This window comes from Paramagnetospirillum magneticum AMB-1, from assembly GCF_000009985.1.
Taxonomy (GTDB): Bacteria; Pseudomonadota; Alphaproteobacteria; order Rhodospirillales; family Magnetospirillaceae; genus Phaeospirillum; species Phaeospirillum magneticum.
This window is the reverse complement of the sequence record NC_007626.1, coordinates 3627193-3646846: the sequence shown is the minus strand read 5'-3', so window position 1 is coordinate 3646846 and position 19654 is coordinate 3627193. Positions and strand designations below refer to the sequence as shown.

Genomic DNA, 19654 nt, shown 5'->3' with positions numbered 1-19654 from the left:
AGGCTACGCGCCGGGAGGGGGCGGCGCATTGACAATTCGCAGTCCGGAATCGTCATTTGCGCCGCCGGCTGGTGCCGTTGCCCATGTGAACGCCTGCATTGAATGGTTGAGCGGTATACGCCATAGGGATATGATGGCCTAATCTTAAGGATAGGTCGGCCGCTGGGCCGGCAGGAGGGGCAGGATGGAACGCCTTCTCTCGCGGTGGCCGCTCCGGCGCCAGGTCGCTTCCCTTACCATCATCGCTGGTCTGGTGTTTCTCGCGGCGGCCCTGCTGCTGTGGGACAGCCATCTGCGCGAGGAATCCGCCCGTAGCGAAGCCGAGGGGTTTCGCGCCGTGATGGCTCTGACCGATAAGGTGGACATCGCCCTGCTGCAGGCGCGCCGTCAGGAAAAAAACTTCCTGCTGCGCCGTGACGAGGATTCCGCCGCCAAGCAGCCGCGCCACGTGGCCGCGGCCCGCGAGGCCCTGGACCGGATGGCCGCCGTGCTGCCCGGCGACGGGCCGCCCCGGCGCGAGTTGATCGCCAAGGTCAAGGACGGGGCCGAGCGCTATAGCCGTGCCTTCGTCTCCCTGGTGGAGACCCAGCGCAAGGTGGGCTTCACCGATCAGGTCGGCCTGCTGGGGGCCTTGCGCAATTCCGCCCTGGACATGGAAAAGGTGCTGACGGCCGGCGACGAGCCCAGCCTTACCATCCTGGTCCTACAGATGCGGCGCACGGAAAAGAACTTCCTGCTGCGCCGACAGGCGGCGGACCGGGCCGAGCTGGACGCGCTGGTGGCGGCCTTTGCCAAGGCGCTGCCCCTCTCGGGGATGCCGGCGGCGGAGCGGGGGGCGCTGGCCGAGAGCCTGGAGCGCTATCACCGTGATTTCCGCGCCGCCGCCGACGGCCTGGATCAGGTCGTCGCCCTGGAAAAGGAGATGATCGCCGTCCACCGCGACTGGCTGGAAGGGGTGCTGGAGACCATGGTGGCCGACGCCCAATCCGCCGCCACGGCCGCCGAATCCCGGGCTGCCCAGGTGGCGGGCGCCGCCCAGCGGACCCAGCAGATGGTGATGGGCGGCGGCTTCATCCTGATCCTGACCCTGGGCCTGTGGCTGGGGCGCTCCATCGAGCGGCCCATCCGGCGGATCGCCGATGTGATGAAGGCCCTGGCCGCCGGTGACAAGGCGGCGGCCATTCCCGCCCAGGACCGCCACGACGAGGTGGGCGAGATGGCCCGCGCCGTCCAGGTCTTCCACGACGCCATGGTCGAGGCCGACCGCCTGCGCGAGGTGCGCGAGGCCGAGCGCCTCCGCTCCGAGGCGGAAAAGGCCGCCGCCATCCGGGCCATGGCCGACGACTTCGAAGCCAGCGTCAAGAGCAAGGTCGCCGAGGTCGAGCGCGCCACCGGCGGCATCCGCCAGACCGCCCAGGTCATGGCGGGGCGCTCGGAACGCAGCGGCTCGCGCTCGCTGGACGTGGGCGACGCGGTGAACATCACCACCGAGCGGGCGACCGGCGCCGCCGAGGCGACCCGGCAACTGGCCCTGGCCATCAACGAGATCGCCGGCCAGGTGGCCAAGTCCACCGAGATCGCCCGCCAGACGGTGGAGGACGTCAATATCACCGCCAATCGAATGGGGGGGCTGGCCCAATCGGTGCAGTCCATCGGCGAGGTGGTCAGACTGATCAGCGACATCGCCGCCCAGACCAACCTGCTGGCGCTCAACGCCACCATCGAGGCGGCGCGGGCGGGTGAAGCCGGCAAGGGCTTTGCCGTGGTGGCGGGCGAGGTCAAGAATCTCGCCAACCAGACCGCCAGGGCCACCGAGGAAATCTCGCGCCAGGTGGGCGAGGTCCAGGACTCGTCCCATGGCATGGCCGACAGCATCGGCAGCATCGTCGACATCATCCGAACTCTGGACGAAATCTCGGCCGCCATCGCCGGCGCGGTGCAGGAGCAGGAGGCCGCCACCCGCGAGATCGCCGACGATATCGACGAGGTGGCCCGTCAGGCCCAGAACGTCTCGAGCAATGTGGGGGATCTGTCGCGCTCTTCGGCCCAGACCTGCGCCGGAACGGTGCGGGTGATCTGGAGCGCCAAGAGCCTGACCCAGGTGGTCGAGGCCCTGACCGCCGAAACCGATCGCTTCCTGGTGCGGGTGCGGCAATAGCCGCCCCTCCCGTCAAGAGGAGGAAGGACATGCAATACAGCATCGCCAGGAATGGTCAGGCCGTCACCGTCGCTCTTCAGGGGCAGCTGAACTTCGCCGCCAACGACATCTTCGCCGGCCTGTTGCGCGACCTGGACGGGGTCGAGGCAAAGCAGGTGGTGTTCGACCTGTCGGGCCTCAGCCACATCGATTCGGTGGGGCTGGGGCTGCTCTACATCGCCCGGGAAGACTTGGACGGGGTCGGGGCGGTCATGAGCCTGGCCAAGCCCCAGGGCGGGGTGAAGCGCCTGCTGGAACTGACCGAGGCCGGTGAAACCTTCCGGATCACCGACTGAGAAGCCCCGGCGCCGGTGACGGGAGTCACCGGCGCCGGGAAATCGGGGATCAGTTCATCTTGCAGGTCTTGATGCCGAAGGGCAGATAGGCCGGGCACCAGCCGATGGCGGCGGTGGCCAGCGGCACCACGCCGATCCAGCCCCACAGGCCGATGATGCCCGTCAGGGTCAGGCCGATCAGGACCAGGCCGACCACGATGCGCAGGATGCGGTCGATGCCGCCGACGTTCTTGTTCATGATGTCCACTCCGTGCTGGTTCGGTTATCCGAAGATGGCCCGAGCATAGGAGCGGCAGCGGCGGCCTGTCGGTGATCTAGTCACACACTTTGCTAATTTAGTTCTCGGCCAGCGCCGCAGGATTGGTCAGGGTCAGGCTGCCCCGCGACAGGGCGACCCAGCCTCGTCGCTCGAAATCCTTGAGCAGGCGGCTGATCACCTCGCGGGCGCTGCCCAGTTCCACGGCAAGATCCTGGTGGGTGGCGGTGACCGAACCGCTGCCCTTGGCCCGCGCCAGCAGGCAGGCGGCAAGCCGGCGGTCCATGCGGCCGAACGCCACCTCGTCGATCAGCATCAGCAGGCTGGAAATGCGCGAGCCGTAGGCGCGGAAGACGAAGTCGCGGAAGGCTTCCGAACGCCCCAGCAACTCGCGGAAGGCCGAGGCCGGCAGGATCTGGGCGGTGACGTCGCTTTCGGCGATGCCCTCGGCATCGTAATCCACCCCGCTCATCAGGCAGGCGGTGGTCACGATGCAGGTCTCGCCCGCCGCGACGCGGTAAAGGACGATCTCGCGGCCCGATTCCGCCACCTTCTGCACCCGGACCTCGCCTGACAGCAGGATCAGGTAGGCCTGACACGGGCTGCCCTCGCCGAACACCCGGGTGCCGGCGGGAAGGCTGGCCGGGCGGCAGAGCGCCCGCAGCCGGTCGCGGGTCGGCTGGTCCAGCCCGGCCAGATCGGGGACGGTGCGGGTCCAGTCCTGCGTGGGCTGTGCCACGGGGTTCAGGCCCCCACAGCCGCCTTGATCCTGGCCACCTGATCGGGGGCATAGAAGCTGCACACGCCGCGCTTGGCGGCGGGCTCGAGCCCCAGATCCTTGATGGCCTTCTTCACCTTGCCATCGGACACGCCCAGCGCCTTGGCAATGTTGCCGGGGCTCAAATTCTCGTCGGCCATGATCTTTTCCTCGCAATAGATGGGTGCGGCGATCAGACATCCAGGTCGGTGGCGAACCTGGCCCGTTCCTGAATGAAGGCGAAGCGCAGTTCGGGCTTGCGGCCCATCAGGCTTTCCACCAGGCGGGCCACATCCTTGGCCTCTTCATGATCCTCCTCGGTGCGGCCCGAGGGGATGGTGACCCGCAGCAGGGTGCGCCGGCTAGGGTCCATGGTGGTTTCCTTGAGCTGGGCGGGGGGCATTTCGCCCAGGCCCTTGAAGCGGCTGATCTCCACGTTCTTCTTGTTGGCGAACAGGGTCTTCAGCAGCTCTTCCTTGTGGGCGTCGTCGCGGCCGTAGGCGACGATCTGGCCATGGGCCAAGCGGTACAGCGGCGGCAGCGCGAGGTACAGGTGCCCGTTGCGGATCAGCTCGGGCATTTCCTGGTAGAAGAAGGTCATCAGCAGCGACGCGATGTGGGCGCCGTCCACGTCGGCGTCGGTCATGATGATGATCTTCTCGTAGCGCAGCTTCTCGTCGTCGTAATTGTCGCGCGCGCCGCAGCCCAGGGCCTCCATCAGGTCCTTCAGCTCCTGGTTCTGGCGCAGCTTGTCGGTCGACGCCGAGGCGACGTTGAGGATCTTGCCGCGCAGCGGCAAAATGGCCTGGGTCTCGCGGTTGCGGCCGGACTTGGCGGAACCGCCCGCCGAATCGCCCTCCACCAGGAACAGTTCGGTGCCCACATTGACCGAGCGCGAGCAGTCGGCCAGCTTGCCGGGCAGGCGCAGACGCTTGGTGGGCGTCTTGCGGTTCATTTCCTTGGCCTGACGGCGGCGTGCCCGGTCCTCGGCCTTCTCGATCAGGCGGGTGAGCAGGGCGCCGGCCGAGGCCTTGTCGCCCGACAGCCAGTGGTCGAAGTGGTCCTTGACCGCGTTTTCCACCAGACGGGTGGCCTCGGGGCTGGCCAGCTTTTCCTTGGTCTGGCCCTGGAACTGCGGGTCGCGGATGAACAGGCTGACCATGACGCAGGCGCCGACCATCACGTCCTCGGCGGTGATCTGCCCGGCCTTCTTGTTGCCGGCCATCTCGCCATAGGAGCGCAGGCCCTTGGTCAGCAGATTCCGGAAGCCGGCCTCGTGGGTGCCGCCCTCGGGGGTGGGCACGGTGTTGCAATAGGTGTTGACGAAGCCTTCTTCGTCATCGTCGGGCCAGGCCAGCGCCCATTCCACCTGTCCCATGTCGTCGGCAAGCGGGGCGGTGCCTTGGAACATGTCCTTGGTGACCAGCGGCCGCTCCTTGAGTACCGCCTTGAGGAAGTCGGTGAGGCCGCCGGGAAAGTGCAGCGTGTCCTCGGCCGGAATCTCGTCGCCGTCCTTGATCAGCAGCGGATCGCATTTCCAGCGGATCTGCACGCCCCGGAACAGATAGGCCTTGGACCGCGCCATGCGGTAGAGCGGGCCGGGGCGCAACTGGGCGCGCTCGCCGAAGATCTGGGCGTCGGGATGGAAGATGACGGTGGTGCCGCGCCGGTTCTGCACCGGCCCCACCTTTTCCAGCGGCCCCAGCGGCAGCCCGCGGGAGAAGCGCTGGCTCCACAGCACCCGGTCGCGAGCCACCTCGACGGTCAGCGCGTCGGACAGGGCGTTGACCACCGAGACGCCGACGCCGTGCAGGCCGCCCGACACCTTGTAGGCGTCGCCGCCGAACTTGCCGCCCGAGTGCAGCGTGGTGAGGATCACCTCCAGCGCGCTCTTGTCCGGGTATTTGGGGTGGGGGTCGACGGGAATGCCGCGGCCGTTGTCCCTGACGGTGCAGGTGCCGTCGACGGCCAGTTCCAGCTCGATCCAGCCGGCATGGCCCGCCACCGCCTCGTCCATGGCGTTGTCGAGCACTTCGGCCACCAGATGGTGGAGCGCACGGTCGTCCGTGCCGCCGATATACATGCCAGGACGGCGGCGGACGGGCTCTAACCCCTCAAGGACCTCGATGTCCTTGGCGGAGTATTCGGTCGCCTTGGGGGCGAGTTGCTGGAACAGGTCGGACATGGCTGGCATTATAGAAATGCGTGCCCGATGCGCAAGCGCATGCTGTAGCGTCGTCGGAGTTAACCACAAGATATTGTAAGATCGGGACAATCCATGAGCGAGAGCATTGAAATCAGCGGGGCGCCGCGCGGCCGCCTGTCCACCCGGGCCATCGCCATGCCCGCCGACACCAATCCTTTCGGCCATGTGTTCGGCGGCTGGCTGATGAGCCAGATGGACCTGGCGGGCGGCACCCATTCCTATCGCCGGGCGCGGGGCCACACCCCCACCGTGGCGGTGGAGGGCATGGAATTCCACCAGCCTGTCTATGTGGGCGACGAGGTCAGCTGCTACACCGAGATCCTGCGGGTGGGGCGGACCTCGCTGTCGGTGCGGGTCGAGGCCTGGGTGCGCCGCCATGGCGGCAGCGATGCCCTGGTCAAGGTGACCAGCGCGGTCTTCACCTATGTGGCGGTGGACGACCAGGGCAAGAAGCGGCCGGTTCCCCCGGAAGAGTGAGACAAAAAAGGGCCCCTTCCGGGGCCCTTTTCGTAACTGCTGTCGGAAGGCCTACTTGGCCTTGTTCCAGGGGCAGTTTTCCTTGGTGGCGCGCGGCGTGCCGAGCTGGCCCTTGTCGTCGGGCTGCTGGTAGAACGACACCGAGCCATCGGGCATGCACACCGGATCGGTGAAGCCGCCGAAGGGCTCCCAGCGGCCCGAGCAGCCGGCCAGCAGCAGAACGGTCCCCGCAACCAGAATAATCTTCTTCATAAATCCGTCTCCTCTCATAAAAAAATAACCTGATGGCACGATACTAGCGGTTGGGAACCGAGTCCATCCGTCTGAATCCATGCCGGCAGTTCACGAGCCGGCACGGGGTCGGCGGCACGGGCCTATTGCCCAAGGACAGGATTTCCAGGCCCTCTTTCGGCTCGCGCCGGGGCATGGTACACAGGTATTCAGACCCATAGGATAAGGTTTGGCCCACCTTGGCGGATTCGACCCCGATCAGCGCCGGCGCTAATACGCTCCGCAGCCTGTCCGAGTGGGAGCGGATCACCCGTGAATTGCTGGAAGAGGGCCAGAACTTCCTGGCCCACGACACGGCGCGCGACGGCCTGCGGCAATATCCCGACAGCTTCAAGCTGGCCATCTTCGGCGCCGTGGCGCTGTCCCAGACCGGCGCCGTGGACGAGGCGCGCCGCCTGCTGCAGCCGGTGCTCGACGTCATCCTGATCGACGAGGGGCCGTTCCACCGCCTGCACAACTCCCTGCGCCGCGCCGTCGAGGGGCTGGACGAGGCCGACAGCCAGGACACCTGGCCTCCATGGCCGAACTGGCCGAGGCGCTGGAACTGGTGCGCGGCAAGAAGCTGGTGGCCAGCGCCGATGCCGAGACCTACACCTCCCTGGCCGGGGTGTTCCGCGAGGCCTGGCTGGCCTCGGGGCTGCGGGGCGATCTCGAACATTGCCGCGAGCTGTTCCTGCGCGCCTTCCACATCAGCAACGCGTCCCGCGACGGCATCGACGCGGCGGTGACCTCGTGGCTGCTGGGCGATCACGACGGCGCCCGCGAACTGGCGCGCCGGGTCCGCGACCGGGTGTCCCACGCCGAGACCGACCTGTCGCTGTCGCCGGAAGAGCGCTACCAATTGCTGGTCACCGTGGCCGAGGCGCATCTGCTGTTGGGCGAGGTGCAGGACGCCCTGGCCTCCTTCGCCTGGGCCAGCACCCTGGAAGGCATCCATTACGGCAGCACGGTGGCGGCGCTCAAGCAGCTGGCCCTGCTGCAGGAAGGCGGTCTGGTCGTTCCCGAGGCGGTGTTCGACATCATCAAGCCGCCGACCGTGGCGGTGTTCACCGGCCATCCCCTCGACCGTCCGGGCGAGGGGCCGCACTTCCCGCCCGAGCTGGAGGCGGCGGTGCGGGCCGAGATCGCCAAGTCCCTGGATGAGCTGGGCGCCCAGGTGGGCTATTCCATGGCCGCCTGCGGCTCGGACCTGCTGTTCATCGAGGCCATGCTGGAGCGCGGCGCCGAGGTCAACGTGGTGATGCCCTACGCCATCGACGATTTCATCGCCGAGAATGTGCGCTATGGCGGCTCGCGCTGGGAAATGCGCTTTCGCAACGCCCTGAAGCTGGCCAATACCGTGACCTATGCCACCGAGGAGCGCTATCTCGGCCACGGCATGCTGTACCGCTTCGCCAATCAGTGCCTGCACGGCCTGGCGACCCTGCGGGCCAATTTCCTGCGCACGGCGCCCTATCTGCTGGCGGTGTGGGACATGATGCCCGGCTCGCTGGTGGGCGGCGCCGCCGATTTCATCGACCAGTGGGAGGATATCTCCCGCCTGCGCATCATCGATCTCGACGGATTGCTGCAGCAATTTCCCGATCTGGCCGGGGACTACATCCCCGCCATGCCCGACCTGGATGGCGACGGGGACGAGGAAAAGGGCGAAGGCCGCGTCATCCGCTCCATGATGTTCTGCGACATCGCCGGCTATTCCAAGCTGAAGGAGGAACACACCCCGGTGTTCCTCGACTTCCTGCGCATCATATCCGAGGGCATGGCTGGGCTGGAACATCAGCCCCTGGCCATCAACACCTGGGGCGACGCCATCTTCGCGGTGATGGACAAGGCCTCGCCCATGGCCGAATACGCCCAGACCCTGCAGGAGATGGTGCTGAAGGCCGACGAGGAGCTGGCCGACCGCCTGCCCCATCCGCTGAACCTGCGCATTTCCCTGCATGCCGGTCCGGTGTTCCAGGCGGTCGACCCCATCTGCGGCCGGCAGAACTTCTACGGCAGCCACATCAACCGCGCCGCCCGGCTGGAGCCGGTGACGGTGATCGGCCACGTCTATGCCACCCAGCAATTCGTCGCCGTCCTGACCGCCGAACAGAGCGCCATGCGCTCGGAGGCCCAGAACCGGGGCGAGGATTTCGCCGAGCGGTTCGCCTGCGAATATGTGGGCGTGCTGTCGCTGGCCAAGGATTTCGGCAAGCAAACGGTCTATCACCTGCGCCGCCGGGTGTCGTCCGAGGTCATGGCTTCCCCAGCGGTCGAGGAAGAGCCGCAGTCGCCCGAGCCCAATCTCCAGGCGTTGCTGTCCTCCGAATTGCTGGCAGTCATGCGCGCCATTCCGGCCGAGGACGAACCGGCTCCGGCAGAGGAAGGGCCTCCCGTCGTCGAGGACGAGCCGCCGGTCGCCGAGGACGAGCCGCTGGTCGTCGAGGACGAGCCGCTGGTCGTCGAGGACGAGCCGCCGGTCGCCGAGGACGAGCCGCTGGTCGTCGAGGACGAGCCGCCGGTCGCCGAGGACGAGCCGCTGGTCGTCGAGGACGAGCCGCCGGTTGTCGAGGACGAGCCGCTGGTCGTCGAGGACGAGCCGCCGGTCGCCGAGGACGAGCCGCCGGTTGTCGAGGACGAGCCGCCGGTTGTCGAGGACGAGCCGCCGGTCACCGAGGACGAGCCGCCGGTCGCCGAGGACGAGTCTCCCATCGTCGAGGAGGAGCCTTCCGTCGTCGAGGACGAACAGGATCACCTCGACGACCAGCCCTCGGTCCCATTTTCCGAAGGAACCCTGTCCGACGACGACATGGCCGCCATCCTGGACATGGCCGAGGTCGCGGAGCTGGGCGAGGACGAGGAGCCCGCGCCCGCCGCCCCGGCCGATCTGGGCGAACTGGGGTCGACCATCCTGTCCGACGACGACATGGCCGTCCTTCTGGACGACGCGTCGGCGCTGGTTCAGGAAGGCACCCTGTCCGACGACGACCTTGCCGCCATCTTGTCCATGGGCGAAGTCGCCGACCTGGGGGATGACGAGGAGCCGGCTCCGTGCGCCCCCGCCCAACTGGGAGACCTCGGCTCCACCATCTTGTCCGACGCCGATATCGCGGCGCTGCTGGAAGAGGCCGGACCCGACGAGGAGGAGAGTGCCGTCGAGCCTCCGGCCGGAGAGGAAGCGGAAGGCACCCTGTCCGACGAGGATCTGGCCGGGATTCTCGCCATGGGCGACCCGGAAGACCAGGTGGAGGAGGATCTGCATCCCCCGGGTGCCGAGTTGACCTCCACAATCCTGTCCGACGCCGACCTGACGGCATTGCTGGCCGAGGCGACCGAGGAAGAAGAATTCGACGCGCAACTGGTGGCTGACGAGACGGTGCCCAAGCCCGATTTCTCGTTTCATGCCGCCATGAGTGACGACGATATCGCCGCTCTGCTTGAGGAAAGCGAAGAGGGCGAGGGGGAAGAGGGGGCGCCGTCCGCCGCCGACCTGCCGGCGCTCGGCTCGGCCATGGGCTTTTCCGACGATGATCTGGCGGCGCTGTCGGAGCAGGCGGTACCGTGTGCTCCCGACGGGCCACCGCCCTCGCTGTTCGACCTGGGCGGCGCCATGAGCGACGACGAGATCGCCGCCCTGCTCGAGGAAAACAACGAAGAGCCGCTGCCCGAGGAAGACCTGCCCGAGATCGGTGCCGGGGCCGGTTTCTCGGAAGACGACATGCGGGCCTTGCTGGCCGAGGCGGAAGAGGCTCCGGCGGAGTCCTCCGACGCGGAACTGGCCGAGGTCGCCGCCGCCGTGGAAGCCGCCATGGCCAAGCTGGAGGCTGAGGATGGCGATGATATCGCCCTGGCGCCGCCCCGGCCCAAGCCGGCGCCGACGCTTCGGCCCTTCACCGGCAAGGTGGAAATCTCACTGGCCCCGCCCAAGAGGGAAGGCTGAGTCCTACCGCCCCATACCCGGCAGGGTGACCGTCACCCGTAATCCGCCGCCCGGCCGGTCGGCCAGGGCAATGTCGCCGCCATGGGCGCGGATGGCAGCCCGCGCCACGGCCAGCCCCAGCCCGGTGCCGCCGGTATCGCGTGAGCGCGAGGCTTCCAGCCGCACGAAGGGGGCGAAGACCCGTTCGTGCGCCTCCGCCGGGATGCCCGGCCCCTGGTCGTCGATGGTGATCCTCGCCTCACGGCCACTGGTTTCCAGGGCCACCGCCGCCGAGCCGCCATACTTGATGGCGTTGTCGATGACATTGGACAGGGCTCGCTTCAGGGCGGCGGGGCGAGCCTCCAGCACCAGGGATTGCGGTCCCTCGTAGCTACAGCGGGCGCCGAGATCGTCCAGATCCTCGACCATGCCCTGGAGCATGGCGGCCAGATCAAGGCGCAGGCGGGGTTCGCTGGCGGCGTCATCGCGGGCGAAGGCCAGGGTCGAGGCGATCATCGCCTCCATCTCTTCCAGGTCCGATAGCATCTTGGCCCGCTGGTCGTCGTCGTCCATGAACTCGGCGCGCAGGCGCAGCCGGGTGATGGGGGTCTTCAGATCATGGCTGATGGCCGCCAGCATCTGGGTGCGGTCCTGGACGAAGCGGGTGATGCGGCCTTGCATGATGTTGAAGGCCTGGGCCGCCTGGCGCACCTCGCGCGGGCCGGTCTCGGGCAATGGCGGGGCCGAGACATCCACCCCCAGCCGCTCGGCCGCCTGGGCGAAGGTGGCGAAGGGGCGGGTGGCGCGGCGCACCGCCATCAGGGAGAACAGGGTGACCAGTACCAGGGCGATGACCAGCGGCGCCACGAAGCGCGGCCGCCACAGGGGATCGCCCAGGTCCAGGGGCGCCAGCACGTTCAGCCAGGACCCGTCGTTGAGATGCACCGAGACGCGCAGCGCCGGGCCGATCACCCTGCCGCCGCCGCCGCCGCCGCTGCCGGGTCCCCCAAAGCCGGGTCGGCCGTCGGGCGGCCCGCCAAAGCCGGGGCGATTTTCGGGTGGCCCGGCGAAGCCGGGGCCGGGGCCATGCATATGCCGCCCGCCACCACGCCCCACGCCGGTGCTGGGGCCGTTGCCCAAGGGGCCGGGACGGGTGGAAACCTTGATCTCGCGCCCGTCCAACCCTTCCTTCAGGGCGGAGTGGACATAGGCGGCCAGACCGAAATCCTCGTTGTCCAGGCTGCGGGCTGCGGGCCCCAGCCCACCCGGAATTGCGACGATTCCTGGCTGCTGAGGGTGTCCTGGCGCTGGTCCGGGGGCAGTTGCTCGGCCAGGGTGACCAGGCCGGCCACCCGTTCGGCGGCGTTGCGGCCGCCGATGGTCTCCAGCGCTTCCTGGCGCTGGGCGGCGAACAGCACCACCGCCGCCGCCGCCGAGATCATCAGGGCGGCGACTAGCACCAGGGCGGTCCGCCCCACCACGCTGTCGGGCAGCACCCTCAGTCCCTTGGCGCGCAAGGAGCTCATGACCGTTCCACTTCGGGGGTGAAGAGATAGCCGCCGCCCCGCACCGTCTTGATGATCTGCGGGTCGCGGGCGTCGTCGCCGATGCGCTTCCTCAGGCGGCTGACCTGGATGTCGATGGAGCGGTCGAAGGGCACCGCCGAGCGGCCACGCGCGAAATCCAGCAACTGGTCGCGCGACAGCACCCGGCGGGGATGCTCGACGAAGACCTGCAGCAGGCCGAACTCACCCGCTGACAGCGCCACCATCACGCCGTCGGGCGAATGCAGGTCGCGGGTCGCCAGGTCCAGGGTCCAGCCCAGGAAGCACGCCTTGGCGCCGCCGCGTTTAGCCGGGGCCTCCTCGGCGGTCTGGGTCCGGCGCAGCACCGCCTTGATGCGGGCCAGCAATTCGCGGGGATTGAAGGGCTTGGCCACGTAATCGTCGGCGCCCATTTCCAGGCCAACGATGCGGTCGGTGTCCTCGCCCATGGCGGTCAGCATGATGATGGGCAGCCCGGCCCGCGTCTCCCGAAGGCGGCGGCACAGGCTCAGCCCGTCCTCGCCCGGCAGCATCAGGTCGAGCACTACCAGGTCGATGCGGCGCTCGTCGAGCACCCTGGCCATCTCGATTCCGTCCTTGGCGGCGCTGACCCGCAGGCCGTGCCGCATCATGAACTTGGTCAGCAGATCGCGGATTTCGCGGTCGTCATCCACGACCAGGATATGTGGATTGGTGTTGTCCATGGCATCCGTTATAGCCTGCCGGCTCTCCGGCGTCGGTTGCTTTTCGGTAACCGATGGTAACAGACGAAAGATAGTTTCTCCGCACTGGAACGGGGGCGCGAAACCGGGTAAACAGGGCTCCCCGGAAGATATGAGTTTCAATCGCCGTGAGCCCGCAAGACAAACTGGTCATCGCCCTGCCCAAGGGCCGTATTCTCGACGAGGCCATGCCCCTGGTCCGTGCCGCCGGCATCCTGCCGGAACCCGCCTTCGACGATCCGAAGAGCCGGCTGTTGCGCTTTGGCACCAACCATCCCCATATCGACATCATTCGGGTGCGCTCGTTCGACGTCGCCACGTTCGTGGCCTTCGGAGCCGCCCATCTGGGCGTGGCGGGCAACGACGTGCTGATGGAATTCGATTACCCCGAGATCTACGCGCCCCTGGACTTAGGGATCGGTGCCTGCCGCCTGTCGGTGGCCGAGCCCGACGATCTGGCCGCCTCGGACGATCCGCGGCGCTGGAGCCACGTGCGCATCGCCACCAAATACCCGGAAGTGACCAAGCGCCATTTCGCGGCGCGCGGCGTCCAGGCCGAATGCGTCAAGCTCAACGGCGCCATGGAACTGGCACCGTCGCTGGGACTGTGCACCCGCATCGTCGACCTGGTGTCGTCGGGCGCCACCCTGAAGGCCAACGGCCTGAAGGAAGTGGAGGTGCTGGCCGAGGTGACGAGCCGCCTGATCGTCAACCGCGCCGCCCTGAAGACCCGTCCCGACGAGATGGCCGGCTGGATCGAAGCGTTTCGCAAGGCGTGCGGAGGCTGATGGTGCAGAGTCTCGACTCCCGCGATTCCGGGTTCGAAGCGGCCTTCCTGGCCCTGTTGGCCATGAAGCGCGAGGTGGACGAGGACGTGGATCAGGCGGTGGCCGCCATCCTGGCCGAAGTGCGCAGTCGCGGCGACGCCGCCCTGATCGAGTACACCGCCCGTTTTGACCGGCTGGAGCTGACGCCTGCCACCCTGCGCATCACCGCGCAGGAGGTGGAGACCGCCTATGCCTCCTGCGATCCCGAACTGATCCGTGCCCTGGAACTGGCCGCCGAGCGCATCCGCGCCTTCCACGCCCGCCAGGTGCCCGTCGACGATTCCTTCACCGATGCCGCCGGAGTGCGGCTGGGGCTGCGCTGGAGCCCGGTTTCCGCCGCCGGCCTGTATGTGCCGGGCGGCACCGCCGCCTATCCCTCCTCGGTGCTGATGAACGCCATTCCCGCCAAGGCCGCCGGCGTCGAGCGTCTGGTGATGGTGGTGCCGTCGCCCGGCGGCGTGCTCAACCCGCTGGTCCTGGCCGCCGCCAAGGTGGCGGGCGTGGACGAGATCTACCGCGTCGGCGGCGCCCAGGCGGTGGGCGCGCTGGCCTATGGCACCGGGACCATCCGCCCGGTGGACAAGATCGTCGGCCCCGGCAACGCCTGGGTGGCCGCCGCCAAACGCCGGGTGTTCGGCACGGTGGGCATCGACATGATCGCCGGGCCGTCGGAAATCCTGGTGGTGGCCGACCGCTTCAACGATCCCTCCTGGATCGCCGCCGACCTGCTGAGCCAGGCCGAGCACGATACCGCCGCGCAAAGCATCCTGATCACCGATGACGCCGAGTTCGGCCAAAGGGTGGCGGCGGCGGTGGAGTCGCACCTGGCGACCCTGCCGCGTGCCAAGATCGCCCGGGAAAGCTGGGACAGCCACGGCGCCATCATCGTGGTGCCCGATCTGGAGGCCTCGCTGCCGCTGATCGACCGCATCGCGCCCGAGCATCTGGAGCTGGCGGTGGAGAATCCCGACGCCCTGGCCGCCCGGGTGAGGAACGCCGGCGCCATCTTCCTGGGGCGCTATACCCCCGAAGCGGTGGGCGATTATATCGGCGGTCCCAACCATGTTCTGCCCACGGCGCGCTCGGCCCGTTTCTCCTCGGGCCTCGGCGTGCTGGACTTTATGAAGCGCACCACCCTGCTGGGCTGCGACGCGGATTCCCTGCGGGCCATCGGCCCGGCGGCGGTGCGTCTGGCCGAGGCGGAAGGCCTCGGCGCCCACGGTCTGTCGGTGGCGTTACGGCTCAACCTGGGGGCCGGCTGATGCCGCATCGCCAGAAGCTGGCCAAGATCGAGTTGGTGGAGAAGTACCAGGTCCGCCGCGCCGCCGAGGTGGAGCACGAACGTGCCGTCGCCGTCTATGACCTGCTGGAAGAGAATTACTTCGCCCCCAATGGCGATTTCATCGGCCCCTATGCCCTCTATATCAAGCTCGAGGACACGCGGCTGATCTTCGACGTGCGCAAGGAGGACGAGACTCCGCTGGTGCAGGTGCCGCTGCCGCTGAAGACCTTCCAATCCATCGTCAAAGACTACTTCATGATCTGCGAAAGCTATTTCGCCGCCATCAAGAAGTCGACGCCCAGCCAGATCGAAGCCATCGACATGGGCCGCCGCGGCCTGCACAACGAGGGCTCGGAATTGCTGCGCGAACGCCTGGGGGGGAAGATCGACGTGGATTTCGATACGGCGCGGCGCCTGTTCACCCTGATCTGCGTCCTCCATATCAGGGGGTAGGGGGGAGATGGGGGACCTGCCCTCCGCCGTACTGTTCTGCTGCACCATGAACGCGGTGCGGTCGCCCATGGCGGAAGGCATCATGAAGCGCATCCACGGCAAGCGCGTCTATGTCTATTCCGTCGGCGTGCGCCGGGGCGAGCCCGATCCCTTCGTGGTCCAGGTGATGGACGAGATCGGCATCGACGTCTCCAAGCACAAGCCGCGCCTGTTCGAGGAACTGGAGGACGACAGCTTCGACGTGGTGGTCTCGCTGTCGCCCGAGGCCCAGCACAAGGCGGTGGACCTGACCCGGCACAACGCCTGCGAGGTGGAGTTCTGGCCCACCTTCGATCCCACCCTGATCGAAGGCAGCCGCGAGGTTCGCCTCGATGCCTACCGCGCGGTGCGCGATGAATTGGAACGCCACATCCGCAAGCGGTTCCCGCCTTCGGGCATGGCGCGGGAATAATAACCCCTTCCATGCTCGAAAAGGCTTGACCAAAACCCTGCCTGCGCTCACTTATCTTCGCGCGCGCAAAACCCAGTTCGGAGGCCAAATGGCGAAAGAGGATGTGATCGAGTTTTCTGGGACGGTGACGGAATTGCTTCCGAACGCCATGTTCCGGGTGAAGCTCGACAATGACCATGAGATTCTTGCCCATACGTCCGGCAAGATGCGCAAGAACCGCATTCGCGTGCTGGCCGGTGACCGGGTGAACGTCGAAATGACGCCCTATGACCTGACCAAGGGCCGCATCACCTTCCGTTACAAGTAATCCCATGGCCGTTCTGGTGCTGGCGTCGGCTTCGCCCAGGCGCCTCGACCTGCTTCGCCAGATCGCCATCATGCCCGGTCTCGTCGACCCCGCCCATGTGGACGAGACGCCCCTCAAAGGCGAATTGCCGGTTCCCCACGCCCGCCGTCTGGCCGAGGCCAAGGCTCTGGCCGTGGCCGGGCGCCATCCGGGAGCCTTCGTGCTGGCCGCCGATACCGTGGTGGCCTGCGGACGGCGCATCCTGCCCAAGGCCGAGGACGAGGCCACGGCGCGCCAATGCCTTGAATTGCTGTCGGGACGCCGTCACCGCGTGGTGGGCGGCATCTGCCTGATCGCCCCCGACGGCCGCATCGGGCGCCGTACCGTCACCACCTCCGTGACCTTCAAGCGCCTGTCCCATGCCGAGATGGCCGCCTATGCCGCCTCGGGGGAATGGGACGGCAAGGCGGGCGGCTATGCCATCCAGGGGCTGGCGGCGCGCTACGTGCGCGATATCCAGGGCTCCTATTCCAATATCGTCGGCCTGTCGCTGTTCGAGACGGCGCAGTTGCTGGACGGGTTCGGCTTCGCCCCGTGAGCGGGCGAGTCGAGATCCTCATCTCCGCCGGCCCGGGCGAGGCCCGTTATCTGGTGCTGGCCGACGGCCAGCCGCTGGAGCTGGTTATCGACCGTCCCTCCCTCCTGCTCGACAGCGTGTTCCGTGGCCGGGTCACCGCCCTGGACAAGGGGCTGGACGCCGCCTTCGTGGATCTGGGGACGGGGCCGCGCCCCGGCTTCCTGCCCGGGGCCAGGGCGCTGGGCCTGTCCGAGGGTTCGGCCGTGGTGGCGAGGGTGCGGGCCGAAGGCCGGGGCGGCAAGGGGCCGCTGCTGACCCCCGCCGGGGATTTCCCGGCAACGGGCGAGGCTCCGGCCCTATTGCGCCGTCCCGACCCGCTGGACCGTCTGCGCGCCGCCTTTTCCGAGGCCGAAATCGTCACTGATGCCCACCACGAGGTGGACGAGGTGCTGCAGGCGGTTCTCGACCCCGTGGTGCCGCTGAAAGGCGGCGGGCGCCTGGTCATCGAGCCGGCCGCCGCCCTGACCGCCATCGACGTGGATTCGGCCGGCGCCCGCCCGGCCGAGGCCAATGGGGCGGCGGTGACGGAAATCGCCCGCCAGCTTCGCCTCAGGGGCATCGGCGGACAGGTGGTGGTGGATTTCGTCTCGGGCCGCGACCGCAAGCCGTTGTTCCGGCTGGCCGAGGCGCTGAAGCAGGCGGTGGCGGCCGACTCGACGCCCACCCATGTATTCGGGGTGTCGCCCCTGGGGCTGGTGGAACTGACCCGCGAGCGTCGTGGACCCGCCCTGGCCGAGCTGCTGTGCCGCCGCACCCAGGCCGCCACGCCCGAGACCCTGGCCCTGGCGGCCTTGCGCGCCCTGCTGGCCGAGAGCCTCACCCGGCCGGGCAAGATTCTGGCCCTGCGTGCCGCCCCCCCGGTGGCCGCCGCCCTAGCCGCCCTGGCCGCCGAGCGTGCGGAAGCCGAGCGCCGCCTGGGCCACCCCCTGACCATCCGCGAAGACGCCTCCCGCGCCTCCGAGGACGTGCTGATCGAGGACGTGATCCGATGACCGATGAAACGGCGCCCGCCTGCGCCATCTGCGGCAAGCCCGCCCAGCCCAAATACAAGCCTTTCTGCTCGGCTCGCTGCGCCGATGTGGACCTGCACCGCTGGCTGAACGAATCCTATCGGGCGCCCGCCGTGGAGGACCCCGAGGGCCTCCCCGAGGAAGATTGAATTTTTTGCCTCAGGGGGGCTTGACCAAGGCGGCGAAAGTCGCCTATAAGCGCCTCCTCTTCGCCGCGAGGCGCACGAGGCCCAGGTAGCTCAGTTGGTAGAGCATGCGACTGAAAATCGCAGTGTCGGTGGTTCGATTCCGCCCCTGGGCACCATTTATTGCCTTGTTATCAAGGAGTTAGGCCCCAGTCAGAAGCTGGGGCCTAAACCTTTTTGGGGCCTTGCCCCACAGTTGCCCCAAATCGAGGTCGAGGCTGAGATCCTTGCCTTCCTTCGAAGGAAGCTCGCTTATCCGCTTGTTCAGGCAGTGCGAGGCCGTGGGAATGGATCGTTCTGGATACCGATTGCTGGATAAACACCTCCATGAGGAGGCCCCATGGATTCCAATCAACCAATTATGCCGCTTACCGGGCGGCTTCCAGCCGACCGTTTACACAAAAACTCCTACACGCCCTTCGACGATTTCCGTATTGGTATATCGTTGACCACGTTGGGGAAGGTCATGGGGCATTTCGTCGGAGTTCATTCTTGAAGCGCATCAAAATTTCACTCGTCGCCATAGTACTCCTGCTGACTGCACTATGGTTGGCTGCCGATACCCTGTCCCCGGAGCCATTCACCTATTTCTCGTTCCGTGGCGTATTTGTACAATACAGCGGGGTGCTCGGCATCGGCCTGATGAGTATCGCAATGCTGCTGGCGCTGCGACCGAAATGGCTGGAGCCGCATCTGGACGGGCTGGACAAGATTTACCGCCTGCACAAGTGGCTGGGTATCAGCGCTTTGGCGGTTTCCATCCTGCACTGGTGGTGGGCAAAAGGCACCAAGTGGATGGTCGGCTGGGGGTGGCTGGAAAAACCCGCCCGCAAACCAAATGTTGACCAGACGCTCGGTGCCATTGAAGGCTGGCTGCGCAGCCAGCGGGGGCTGGCTGAATCCATAGGCGAATGGGTGTTCTACGCCGCCGTGACTTTGATCGTTCTGGCCCTGGTCAAGCGCTTTCCCTATCACCTGTTCGTCAAGACCCACAAATGGCTAGCAGCAGCCTACCTGGCCCTGGCCTATCACTCTGCTGTGCTCACTAAATTCGTCTACTGGACACAGCCGGTCGGCTGGGTGCTGGCAACTTTGCTGCTGGGCGGCAGCGTTGCCGCCGTGCTGACCCTGACAGGCCGCATCGGTGCCGGACGTAAAGTGCAGGGCACCATCGAGTCCCTGATCAACTACCCGGCCCTGCGCGTTCTCGAAACCACAGTCGTGCTGGATGACGGCTGGTGTGGCCATGCCGCCGGGCAATTCGCCTTCGTCACCTCCGACAAGAAAGAGGGAGCCCACCCCTATACCATCGCTTCCGCCTGGAATCCGGCTGATCATCGCCTTACCTTCATCACCAAGGCGCTCGGCGATCACACCAGCCGTTTGCGGGAACGCTTGAAGATTGGCATGCCGGTGACGGTGGAAGGCCCTTACGGTTGCTTCGACTTTGAGGATACGCAGTCACACCAGATCTGGATCGGCGCAGGCATCGGCATCACGCCCTTTGTCGCCCGTCTCAAGCATTGTGCGGCCAATTCGGATAGCAAGACCATCGATTTGTTTCACCCGACAACCGAGTTCGATCAAACTGCCATTGACCGTCTAACAGCCGATGCCACTGCTGCCGGTGTACGCTTGCACCTCCTGGTCGATGGCAAGGGTGGACGACTGAACGGCGAACGCATCCGGGCTGTGGTGCCGGAATGGCAGTCGGCCAGTTTTTGGTTCTGCGGCCCGCCCGGCTTTGGTCAGGCACTGCGAGAGAATTTCGTTGCCAACGGCTTGCCGCCGGAACGTTTCCATCAGGAACTGTTTCAGATGCGTTGATGACAAGCCGCTTGTTCAGGCACTTCGAGGCCGTGGGAATGGATCGTTC

The 19654-nt window shown here is 67.1% G+C and carries 21 protein-coding genes and 1 tRNA gene; 14 read left to right on the top strand and 8 right to left on the bottom strand.

Annotated features, from left to right (window positions below; translation table 11 throughout):
• Window positions 1-184 precede the first annotated feature (184 nt).
• Both AMB_RS26565 and AMB_RS16965 read left to right on the top strand, forming a co-directional pair.
• A complete protein-coding gene (locus tag AMB_RS26565; protein ID WP_050750751.1) occupies window positions 185-2158 on the top strand; it encodes a methyl-accepting chemotaxis protein in 1974 nt (657 codons plus the stop codon).
• A gap of 29 nt (window positions 2159-2187) precedes the next feature.
• On the top strand, window positions 2188-2493 hold the full coding sequence (locus AMB_RS16965) for an STAS domain-containing protein (RefSeq protein WP_011385713.1): 306 nt from the start codon (window positions 2188-2190) through the stop codon (window positions 2491-2493).
• A 49-nt stretch (window positions 2494-2542) separates the two neighbouring features.
• Here the strand turns inward: AMB_RS16965 and AMB_RS16960 are convergent, their stop codons facing one another.
• From AMB_RS16960 to parE, 4 genes are all read right to left on the bottom strand, one after another.
• On the bottom strand, window positions 2543-2731 hold the full coding sequence (locus AMB_RS16960; RefSeq protein ID WP_011385712.1) for a YgaP family membrane protein: 189 nt from the start codon (window positions 2729-2731) through the stop codon (window positions 2543-2545).
• A gap of 97 nt (window positions 2732-2828) precedes the next feature.
• Window positions 2829-3488, bottom strand: a complete 660-nt coding sequence (locus AMB_RS16955) for a Crp/Fnr family transcriptional regulator (protein WP_043744982.1) — start codon at window positions 3486-3488, stop codon at window positions 2829-2831.
• A 5-nt stretch (window positions 3489-3493) separates the two neighbouring features.
• The gene (locus tag AMB_RS25980) at window positions 3494-3667 is read right to left on the bottom strand and encodes a hypothetical protein (protein ID WP_168185820.1); all 174 of its coding nucleotides are present in this window, start codon (window positions 3665-3667) and stop codon (window positions 3494-3496) included.
• Window positions 3668-3699: 32 nt separating this feature from the next.
• Window positions 3700-5691 carry a DNA topoisomerase IV subunit B gene (gene parE / locus AMB_RS16950; RefSeq protein WP_173361898.1) on the bottom strand — a complete coding sequence of 664 codons (1992 nt, stop codon included), beginning with the start codon at window positions 5689-5691 and terminating at the stop codon, window positions 3700-3702.
• 93 nt (window positions 5692-5784) lie between these two features.
• Between parE and AMB_RS16945 the strand changes: the two genes are divergently transcribed.
• On the top strand, window positions 5785-6189 hold the full coding sequence (locus tag AMB_RS16945) for an acyl-CoA thioesterase (protein WP_050750750.1): 405 nt from the start codon (window positions 5785-5787) through the stop codon (window positions 6187-6189).
• Between the two features lie 51 nt (window positions 6190-6240).
• On the opposite strand, the gene AMB_RS16940 is transcribed toward AMB_RS16945, so the two are convergent.
• Window positions 6241-6441, bottom strand: coding sequence for a membrane lipoprotein lipid attachment site-containing protein (locus AMB_RS16940; protein WP_148207465.1), 201 nt, complete (start codon window positions 6439-6441; stop codon window positions 6241-6243).
• A 556-nt stretch (window positions 6442-6997) separates the two neighbouring features.
• On the opposite strand from AMB_RS16940, the gene AMB_RS16930 reads away from it, so the two are divergent.
• On the top strand, window positions 6998-10402 hold the full coding sequence (locus AMB_RS16930) for an adenylate/guanylate cyclase domain-containing protein (RefSeq protein ID WP_011385707.1): 3405 nt from the start codon (window positions 6998-7000) through the stop codon (window positions 10400-10402).
• Window positions 10403-10405: 3 nt separating this feature from the next.
• Here the strand turns inward: AMB_RS16930 and AMB_RS25415 are convergent, their stop codons facing one another.
• Genes AMB_RS25415 through AMB_RS16915 form a run of 3 tightly spaced genes read right to left on the bottom strand, consistent with a single transcriptional unit; the run spans window position 10406 to window position 12629 of the window.
• Window positions 10406-11563 (bottom strand): ATP-binding protein, encoded by a 1158-nt coding sequence (locus tag AMB_RS25415; RefSeq protein WP_231848871.1) that lies wholly within the window; start codon window positions 11561-11563, stop codon window positions 10406-10408.
• A gap of 8 nt (window positions 11564-11571) precedes the next feature.
• Window positions 11572-11907, bottom strand: a complete 336-nt coding sequence (locus tag AMB_RS26555) for a hypothetical protein (RefSeq protein WP_043744976.1) — start codon at window positions 11905-11907, stop codon at window positions 11572-11574.
• A complete protein-coding gene (locus AMB_RS16915; RefSeq protein ID WP_043744973.1) occupies window positions 11904-12629 on the bottom strand; it encodes a response regulator in 726 nt (241 codons plus the stop codon). The genes AMB_RS26555 and AMB_RS16915 overlap by 4 nt, the downstream gene beginning before the upstream one ends.
• 206 nt (window positions 12630-12835) lie before the next feature.
• Between AMB_RS16915 and hisG the strand changes: the two genes are divergently transcribed.
• The 10 genes from hisG (at window position 12836) to AMB_RS16870 (ending at window position 19605) form a co-directional block, all read left to right on the top strand.
• On the top strand, window positions 12836-13435 hold the full coding sequence (hisG, locus tag AMB_RS16910; protein ID WP_231849089.1) for an ATP phosphoribosyltransferase: 600 nt from the start codon (window positions 12836-12838) through the stop codon (window positions 13433-13435).
• Window positions 13435-14736 (top strand): histidinol dehydrogenase, encoded by a 1302-nt coding sequence (hisD, locus tag AMB_RS16905; protein ID WP_011385702.1) that lies wholly within the window; start codon window positions 13435-13437, stop codon window positions 14734-14736. Before hisG ends, hisD begins: the two co-directional genes overlap by 1 nt.
• A complete protein-coding gene (locus AMB_RS16900) occupies window positions 14736-15209 on the top strand; it encodes a UPF0262 family protein (protein WP_011385701.1) in 474 nt (157 codons plus the stop codon). The genes hisD and AMB_RS16900 overlap by 1 nt, the downstream gene beginning before the upstream one ends.
• Window positions 15210-15216: 7 nt before the next feature.
• Window positions 15217-15660, top strand: a complete 444-nt coding sequence (locus AMB_RS16895; RefSeq protein ID WP_011385700.1) for an arsenate reductase ArsC — start codon at window positions 15217-15219, stop codon at window positions 15658-15660.
• A gap of 88 nt (window positions 15661-15748) precedes the next feature.
• Window positions 15749-15967, top strand: a complete 219-nt coding sequence (gene infA, locus AMB_RS16890) for a translation initiation factor IF-1 (protein ID WP_008617671.1) — start codon at window positions 15749-15751, stop codon at window positions 15965-15967.
• 4 nt (window positions 15968-15971) lie between these two features.
• Window positions 15972-16544, top strand: coding sequence for a Maf family protein (locus AMB_RS16885; RefSeq protein ID WP_011385698.1), 573 nt, complete (start codon window positions 15972-15974; stop codon window positions 16542-16544).
• Complete coding sequence (locus AMB_RS16880; RefSeq protein WP_011385697.1) at window positions 16541-17575, top strand: ribonuclease E/G; 1035 nt, start codon at window positions 16541-16543, stop codon at window positions 17573-17575. Before AMB_RS16885 ends, AMB_RS16880 begins: the two co-directional genes overlap by 4 nt.
• Window positions 17572-17742 (top strand): DNA gyrase inhibitor YacG, encoded by a 171-nt coding sequence (locus tag AMB_RS23785; protein WP_011385696.1) that lies wholly within the window; start codon window positions 17572-17574, stop codon window positions 17740-17742. Before AMB_RS16880 ends, AMB_RS23785 begins: the two co-directional genes overlap by 4 nt.
• A gap of 79 nt (window positions 17743-17821) precedes the next feature.
• Window positions 17822-17897 (top strand) — tRNA-Phe (locus AMB_RS16875).
• 373 nt (window positions 17898-18270) lie between these two features.
• A complete protein-coding gene (locus AMB_RS16870) occupies window positions 18271-19605 on the top strand; it encodes a ferredoxin reductase family protein (RefSeq protein WP_011385695.1) in 1335 nt (444 codons plus the stop codon).
• The last annotated feature ends 49 nt before the right edge of the window (window positions 19606-19654 follow it).

Bases quoted from the DNA above. Each gene is read 5' to 3' on its own strand.
- AMB_RS26565 (WP_050750751.1), top strand. From the start codon at position 185: ATGGAACGCCTTCTCTCGCGGTGGCCGCTCCGGCGCCAGGTCGCTTCC.
- AMB_RS16965 (WP_011385713.1), top strand. From the start codon at position 2,188: ATGCAATACAGCATCGCCAGGAATGGTCAGGCCGTCACCGTCGCTCTT.
- AMB_RS16960 (WP_011385712.1), bottom strand. From the start codon at position 2,731: ATGAACAAGAACGTCGGCGGCATCGACCGCATCCTGCGCATCGTGGTC.
- AMB_RS25980 (WP_168185820.1), bottom strand. From the start codon at position 3,667: ATGGCCGACGAGAATTTGAGCCCCGGCAACATTGCCAAGGCGCTGGGC.
- parE (WP_173361898.1), bottom strand. From the start codon at position 5,691: ATGTCCGACCTGTTCCAGCAACTCGCCCCCAAGGCGACCGAATACTCC.
- AMB_RS16945 (WP_050750750.1), top strand. From the start codon at position 5,785: ATGAGCGAGAGCATTGAAATCAGCGGGGCGCCGCGCGGCCGCCTGTCC.
- AMB_RS16940 (WP_148207465.1), bottom strand. From the start codon at position 6,441: ATGAAGAAGATTATTCTGGTTGCGGGGACCGTTCTGCTGCTGGCCGGC.
- AMB_RS16930 (WP_011385707.1), top strand. From the start codon at position 6,998: ATGGCCGAACTGGCCGAGGCGCTGGAACTGGTGCGCGGCAAGAAGCTG.
- AMB_RS26555 (WP_043744976.1), bottom strand. From the start codon at position 11,907: ATGAGCTCCTTGCGCGCCAAGGGACTGAGGGTGCTGCCCGACAGCGTG.
- AMB_RS16915 (WP_043744973.1), bottom strand. From the start codon at position 12,629: ATGGACAACACCAATCCACATATCCTGGTCGTGGATGACGACCGCGAA.
- hisG (WP_231849089.1), top strand. From the start codon at position 12,836: ATGCCCCTGGTCCGTGCCGCCGGCATCCTGCCGGAACCCGCCTTCGAC.
- hisD (WP_011385702.1), top strand. From the start codon at position 13,435: ATGGTGCAGAGTCTCGACTCCCGCGATTCCGGGTTCGAAGCGGCCTTC.
- AMB_RS16900 (WP_011385701.1), top strand. From the start codon at position 14,736: ATGCCGCATCGCCAGAAGCTGGCCAAGATCGAGTTGGTGGAGAAGTAC.
- AMB_RS16895 (WP_011385700.1), top strand. From the start codon at position 15,217: ATGGGGGACCTGCCCTCCGCCGTACTGTTCTGCTGCACCATGAACGCG.
- infA (WP_008617671.1), top strand. From the start codon at position 15,749: ATGGCGAAAGAGGATGTGATCGAGTTTTCTGGGACGGTGACGGAATTG.
- AMB_RS16885 (WP_011385698.1), top strand. From the start codon at position 15,972: ATGGCCGTTCTGGTGCTGGCGTCGGCTTCGCCCAGGCGCCTCGACCTG.
- AMB_RS23785 (WP_011385696.1), top strand. From the start codon at position 17,572: ATGACCGATGAAACGGCGCCCGCCTGCGCCATCTGCGGCAAGCCCGCC.